Genomic DNA, 4,742 nt, shown 5'->3' on the forward strand with positions numbered 1-4,742 from the left:
AAATTATTCCCACCCATCAGCTTTACGCCTTTCCTCGTTGGCTCATAATGTATATACATAATCGAAAGGCTGACAAGAGGGATTTTGGACTCCGTGTCCGAAAGGAAAGAGTGAGACCATGACGACACTTCACGCACGCACAGCTTTGCTGGGCGACGGATGGCACGAGAATGTGCGGCTGACCCTCGAAGACGGCCGCATCGGCTGGATCGCGACGGATGTTGCACCCGAAGCCAGTGACGACAGACAGGATGTTCTGGTGCCGGCAATGCCGAACCTGCACAGCCATGCTTTCCAGCGCGCCATGGCCGGCCTTGCCGAGGTCCGCGGCCCGGCGAACGACAGCTTCTGGAGCTGGCGCACCGTCATGTACAAATTCGCCCTGTCGATGACACCCGATCACGTCGAGGCTGTTGCAGCGCAGCTCTATATGGAAATGCTCGAAGCCGGCTTCTCCCGTGTCGGCGAGTTCCACTATCTGCACCATGACAAGGATGGCGGCCATTATGCCAATATCGTCGAACTGGCCGAGCGCATTGGCGCCGCCAGCGCCGACACCGGCATCGCCTTGACGCTGCTTCCCGTCTTCTACGCCCATTCCGGCTTCGGTGGCACCGCGCCCATCGAGGGCCAGCGCCGCTTCATCAATTCAATCGAGAGCTTCGAAGCGCTGATGGCCGGCTGCCGCGCGGTAACGAGCCGCCTGCCTGGCGCCGAACTTGGCATCGCGCCACACAGCCTGCGGGCGGTGACGCCCGAGGAACTGGCCAAACTCGTGCCGATCGCCGGCGACGGCCCGATCCATATCCATGTCGCCGAGCAGGTGAAAGAAGTGGAGGACTGCATCGCCTGGTCGGGTGCCCGCCCAGTGCAATGGCTGCTCGACAACGCACCCGTCAACGAGCGCTGGTGCCTGATCCACGCCACGCACATGACCGGGGATGAAACCCGGCGCACGGCAAAGAGCGGCGCGGTCGCCGGCCTTTGCCCGATCACCGAAGCCAATCTCGGCGACGGCGTTTTCGCAGCACCGCTCTTCCTGGAGGAAGGCGGCCGCTACGGCGTCGGATCCGATTCCAATATTCTGATTTCGGTGCCGGAGGAGCTGCGGCAGCTCGAATATTCGCAGCGCCTGGCACTGCGCGCCCGCAACGTCATCGCAACGACCGACGGCTCTACCGCCCGCATGCTGTTCGACGGCGCACTGGCGGGCGGCGGGACGGCGCTGAAAGCGCCGGCGGGGCTTGCCGTTGGCAATCATGCCGATATCGTTTCGCTCGATGTGAGCGCAGTGCCCTATCTCTCCGGCGATCGACTTCTCGATCACTGGACTTTTGCCGGCGGCGTCAAGGTCGATGGCGTCTGGGTGCTCGGCCGCAAGCAGGTCGAAGGCGGGCGCCATCGGAAGAGAGAGGAAATTTCGGCACGATTCCGTCAGGCGATGGCTGAGCTAATCGCTTAAAAAAAACTGCTTTTCCTCCTCTCGATTGGCCCCTAAATAACTTGCGGGAAATTTCATGTCTCACACGGAACAGACGGGCGGCATGACCACGGGCAAAGAGGCGACCCTGCATCAGCGTATCCTCAGCGATATCGAGGGCCAGATCGTCTCCGGCGCCTGGCCGCCGGGGCACCGCATTCCATTCGAGATGGAGCTTGCGGAGCAATACGACTGCTCGCGGATGACGGTGAACAAAGTGCTGACCCAGCTCGCGCGCGCCGGCCTGATCGAGCGGCGGAAGCGTTCGGGCAGTTTCGTCACGCATCCGCAGGCCCAATCCGCCGTGCTTGAGATCCACGATATCAAATCGGAGGTCTTGTCGCTCAACCTGCCCTACTCGCATCGGCTGATAAAACTCACCGAACGGCGCGGACGGTCGGAAGACGCCCGCAGGCTGCAGTTTGTCGGCTCGATTCCGGTGATCGAGATCATCTGCATCCACTATGCCGGCCCTCGTCCCTTCTGTCTGGAAGACCGCGTCATCAACCTCGATGCCGTGCCGGAAGCGGCGCAAGCTGATTTCGAGACGTTGCCGCCTGGCCCCTGGCTGCTCAACCAAGTGCCGTGGAGCACCGCCGAACACCAGATTCGCGCGATATCGGCCGAAGGCGATGCCGCCGCCAGCCTCGATATCCAGAAGGGTACGGCATGCCTCGTCGTCGAACGGCGCACCTGGAGCGCAGCCGGCCCGATCACCCATGTCCGCCTCACCTATCCCGGTGACCGCCATAGCCTTGTGGCTCGCTTTACACCGGCAAGCTGACCGCTTTGCGAGAGCATTTCCAGGAAAAGTCGAAGAAAAGCGGATACTCTGGCACCGCGTCAGGGGCGCTGCGGGGACTCCGTCGGCGGAGGTATGAGACTTTCGGATTGACGGAGGGGATGAGCAGGATCGACCAGCAGGATACTGAGCGCAATCAGCACCAACGCCAGAATCAGCATGATTCCGATCAGAAGTGGACGAATCGCGGTCATTTCCTTCTCCAATCTCCCCAGCCCAGCGCAAACGCGCGATAGGGAATTCGAGATAACCAGCGCAGTCTATCGGCAAACGTTAATCAATGCTTGATGTTCCGGCAATATCCGTCCTTTTTCGGGATTTTTTTGGTCCTGCCGGAGTAGATGGCCGTCTCACGCTTGTTTGAATGGCGGGTGATGGACGCGGCGCATAGGATCGCCGGCGCGGACGATGCCATGCCCATTTTGCGCGGCGTGACGGAAATCCAGCAGATCAGCCCCAAACTTCTCATCAAAGACGGCCGGCGGATCGCGCGGTCGACATTCAAGGAGAAACTGCCCATGCATCGCAAACGTCTGATCGCGGGCGCATTGACGCTCTCCGTCGCCGTGTTTGCCGCGCTGCAAAGCGCTGATGCCGCCGCCGCGCGCGTGAGGGTGCGTGGCACCGTGGAAAGCCTCGATGGCGATACGCTCAGGGTCAAATCCCGCGACGGCAAGGACGTGACGGTCGCGCTGAAATCCGGCTGGAGCGTCGGAGGCGTCGTCAAGGCTGACGTCAGTGACATCAAACCAGGCGATTTCGTCGGCATTGCCTCGCAGCCGACCGCCAGCGGCATCAACGGCGCGATCGAAGTGGTCATCTTCCCAGCCTCGATGAAGGGAACGGGCGAAGGCGACCGTCCCTGGGATTCGGCGCCGAACGGCTCGATGACGAACGCCACGGTCACCAATGCCGTGGCCTCCGTCAACGGTCCGACCTTGACGCTCACCTACAAGGGCGGCGAACGCAAGATCAGGATACCGGATGGTACGCCCGTCGTGACGCTGACATCCGCGAAGAAGGCCGATTTGAAGCCCGGCGCCGGCGTCTTCATAACAGGCGAGCAGACCGGCGAGACCACAGTCTCAGCCGACCGTATCGCTGTCGGCCTCAATGGCACCGTGCCGCCGATGTGATGGATTCCCGGCGGCGGTTCGGCCCGTTGCCTTGAACTCGACCGGCATGCCGTCGACCAGTCCGGTGCCGATGGTATAGCGATAGGCCGAGCCCGCTCCGCCTCGACGCGATACGACGACGGCCAATGGCTATTCGTAGTTATTCGCCCGCATGGCGCATCGCTTCGGCGAGCGAAATGTCAGACTTGATCTGCCGCGTCGACATCGATGTCACCGTGTGCCTGACGCCCGGCAGCCGGTTGAGCTCCTGCCGCAGCAGCGGGTCGAGCGCGGCCATATCGGTCGCCAGAATGTGCAGGAGATAATCCGCCTCGCCGGTCGTGGCGTGGCAGCGCCAGATCAGCGGATGGCGGCGCACCGCCGCCTCGAAAGCATCGAAGCGCTCGACATCGATCGACACCTGCACGAAAGCCTCCAGCCCGAAGCCGAGCTGGGCGGGGTCGAGAAGCGTCCTGTAGCCCTTGATCACGCCCGCCTCCTCCAGCGCCTTCACCCGCTTCCAGCAGGGCGTCTTGCTGAGGCCGACCAGATCGGCAAGTGCGGCAAACGAGATACGGGCATCGGCCTCAAGGGCGGCAATGATCCTGTGATCCAGAGCATCCAGTTCCATCGTTCTCCCCTCCTGGGCCAGATCCGATAAACTGTACTCCATTTTCCTAATTTTGGATGACAAATAGGAACAATGTTCAGGCGGAAATTTCGTATCCTCGATAAAGGGCAAACATGCCTGGCGGCAAAGAGCCGGGATAAAGGGAACGAAGATGCAGAAGAATGACTATTACGCGCGTATCGAGGCGCCCGAAATGCGCGACTACGGCGTCTACCTGCAATGCGACAAGCTGCTTGCCTGTCAGAAGCCGTTGAACGGCATGGTCAACGGCGATGAGTTGCAGTTCCAGATCGTTCACCAGGTCGAAGAACTCTGGATGAAGCTGATGGCCTACACGCTGGTCGATGTCATCGCCTTCATGGAGGAGCGCTATACGCATCGCGTTGTCACTCTGATGGGCCGCGTGCACCGGATCATGCGCATGATGACGACGCAGCTCGATCTTCTGGAAACCATGTCGCCGAAGGAATATCAGCAAATCCGCCTGCAGCTCGGCAATGGCAGCGGCCAGGAATCGCCCGGCTTCAAATTTCTCCTGCGCATGCCGCCGGATCTCTGGCACGCCTTCAAGACGAATTATCTCGACGCCGCCGGCCTGACCGTCGCCGATGTCTATGATGGCAGATACGATCATGGCGACAGCTACGTGGTCGCCGAAGCGCTGGTGGAATATGACGAACTGTTCCAGAAATTCCGTGCCAACCACATCTATCT

General features: G+C 61.1%; 7 protein-coding genes. 4 read left to right on the top strand and 3 right to left on the bottom strand.

The features are described 5' to 3' along the window. Window positions 1-118 precede the first annotated feature (118 nt). Entirely contained in the window at window positions 119-1,462 is a 1,344-nt protein-coding gene (locus Q4Q11_RS30820) for a formimidoylglutamate deiminase (protein WP_498571863.1), read from the top strand. 82 nt (window positions 1,463-1,544) lie between these two features. After that, the gene (gene hutC, locus Q4Q11_RS30825) at window positions 1,545-2,264 is read left to right on the top strand and encodes a histidine utilization transcriptional repressor HutC (protein WP_113215041.1); all 720 of its coding nucleotides are present in this window, start codon (window positions 1,545-1,547) and stop codon (window positions 2,262-2,264) included. Between the two features lie 59 nt (window positions 2,265-2,323). Here hutC and Q4Q11_RS30830 read toward each other — a convergent pair whose 3' ends face one another. Both Q4Q11_RS30830 and Q4Q11_RS30835 read right to left on the bottom strand, forming a co-directional pair. Beyond that, window positions 2,324-2,476, bottom strand: coding sequence for a hypothetical protein (locus Q4Q11_RS30830; RefSeq protein ID WP_498571864.1), 153 nt, complete (start codon window positions 2,474-2,476; stop codon window positions 2,324-2,326). An 83-nt stretch (window positions 2,477-2,559) separates the two neighbouring features. Beyond that, entirely contained in the window at window positions 2,560-2,787 is a 228-nt protein-coding gene (locus tag Q4Q11_RS30835) for a hypothetical protein (RefSeq protein WP_498571865.1), read from the bottom strand. Between the two features lie 13 nt (window positions 2,788-2,800). Here Q4Q11_RS30835 and Q4Q11_RS30840 point away from each other — a divergent pair, with 13 nt between their 5' ends. Then, the gene (locus Q4Q11_RS30840) at window positions 2,801-3,418 is read left to right on the top strand and encodes a hypothetical protein (RefSeq protein ID WP_113215042.1); all 618 of its coding nucleotides are present in this window, start codon (window positions 2,801-2,803) and stop codon (window positions 3,416-3,418) included. 139 nt (window positions 3,419-3,557) lie between these two features. Here the strand turns inward: Q4Q11_RS30840 and Q4Q11_RS30845 are convergent, their stop codons facing one another. Then, a complete protein-coding gene (locus Q4Q11_RS30845; protein WP_498571866.1) occupies window positions 3,558-4,028 on the bottom strand; it encodes an Lrp/AsnC family transcriptional regulator in 471 nt (156 codons plus the stop codon). Between the two features lie 151 nt (window positions 4,029-4,179). Between Q4Q11_RS30845 and Q4Q11_RS30850 the strand changes: the two genes are divergently transcribed. Then, a partial coding sequence (locus Q4Q11_RS30850; protein ID WP_498571867.1) for a tryptophan 2,3-dioxygenase family protein occupies window positions 4,180-4,742 on the top strand: 563 nt, incomplete at its 3' end.

This window comes from Rhizobium sp. UFLA01-1127 (assembly GCF_059803845.1).